This window comes from Paenibacillus sp. MCAF9 (assembly GCF_052114265.1).
In the GTDB taxonomy this organism is placed as follows: Bacteria; Bacillota; Bacilli; order Paenibacillales; family Paenibacillaceae; genus Pristimantibacillus.
Genome location: NZ_JBFREL010000077.1, coordinates 1 through 1377, shown reverse-complemented (window position 1 = coordinate 1377; position 1377 = coordinate 1). Strand labels below are relative to the sequence as shown.

Genomic DNA, 1377 nt, shown 5'->3' with positions numbered 1-1377 from the left:
AGTTGAGTCCGTATACTTGTGTAAAAAGCTAGCATCTCAAAAAAAGAGAGCCATAGCCAAAATCCTCGTTTAGAATGGAGTTGTCGAGACAACATTCAATGGAGGGATTATGGTATGACTCAGTATCAGATTAACGTAGATTCAGATCTTTTGCATCAACTATTTTTAGGTGAATCAAAAGATGTGGGCATGGCTGCTTTATTGCAGTCTGTATTGAATCAAGTGTTGAAGGCCCAAGCTACAGAACAGTTAGGAGCCGAGCATTACGAGCGCACAGAAGAGCGACAAGGTTATCGTAACGGATCGTACCCGCACAAGCTTTCCACACGTGTTGGGCAGATTACGTTGCAAGTGCCGAGATTCCGAAATGGAGAGTTCTCCACTGAGTTGTTTGCCCGTTACCAACGAAGTGAACAGGCGCTTGTACTTGCCATGATGGAGATGGTCATTAACGGTGTATCCACGCGTAGAGTCACGAATATCACGGAGGAACTGTGTGGAACAGGCTTTTCAAAATCAACGGTTAGTGATCTATGCAAGCAGCTCGATCCACTTGTAGAGGCATGGAATAGCCGGCCGTTGACGCTTGCCTATCCCTTCCTTCTTGTGGATGCTTTGTATGTGAAAGTACGTGAAGATGGTCGTGTGCGCTCTCGTGGTGTTCTCATCGCAACAGGAATTAATGAAGAAGGTTACCGTGAGCTCATAGGTCTTAGCGTAGGAGASACCGAGTCAGCAGCAACTTGGGGTAGCCTATTTAGTCGCCTCAAAGAACGTGGATTACGCGGTGTTGACGTGGTTACAAGTGACCAGCACAGTGGACTCGTAAAGGCAGTTCGTGAACAGTTCGAAGGCGTGACGTGGCAGCGATGCCAGACGCATTTCATGCGGAATGTTTTAGATGCTACGCCTAAAGCTTTACGAGACGAAATGAAGGCCCATGTGCGGGCTATTTACGAAGCTGCCGATGAAAAGAGCGCTCGATCGTTGTTGGAACAAACCATGGGTGCTTTTGAAGAGAGAGCRTCCAAAGCACTGGATGTCCTGGARGAAGGCTTTGATGACGCTACCGCTGTTCTCGCACTACCTGTTAGCTGYCGAATTCGAACAAGAACGACGAACGTGGTAGAACGTCTTAATGCCGAGCTTAGRCGGAGAGAACGTGTTATTCGTATTTTTCCTAACCGACAATCTGTGATTCGACTATTTGGTGCATTACTAATGGAGATGGATGAAAAGTGGTCCGTCGGCAAGAAATATATTGAAATGACAGTGTACCATGAATGGCGTAAGAAAAAACCAAAAACAACGCAAGAACCTACTCTTGATGAGTAGGCTTTCTGTTCGAGGATTTTACACACAACTTTGGACTTGACC

At 46.4% G+C, this 1377-nt stretch carries 1 protein-coding gene; it reads left to right on the top strand.

Going from position 1 to position 1377, the window contains the following annotated elements:
• Positions 1–114 precede the first annotated feature (114 nt).
• A complete protein-coding gene (locus AB4Z45_RS32885; protein ID WP_441913834.1) occupies positions 115–1335 on the top strand; it encodes an IS256 family transposase in 1221 nt (406 codons plus the stop codon).
• The last annotated feature ends 42 nt before the right edge of the window (positions 1336–1377 follow it).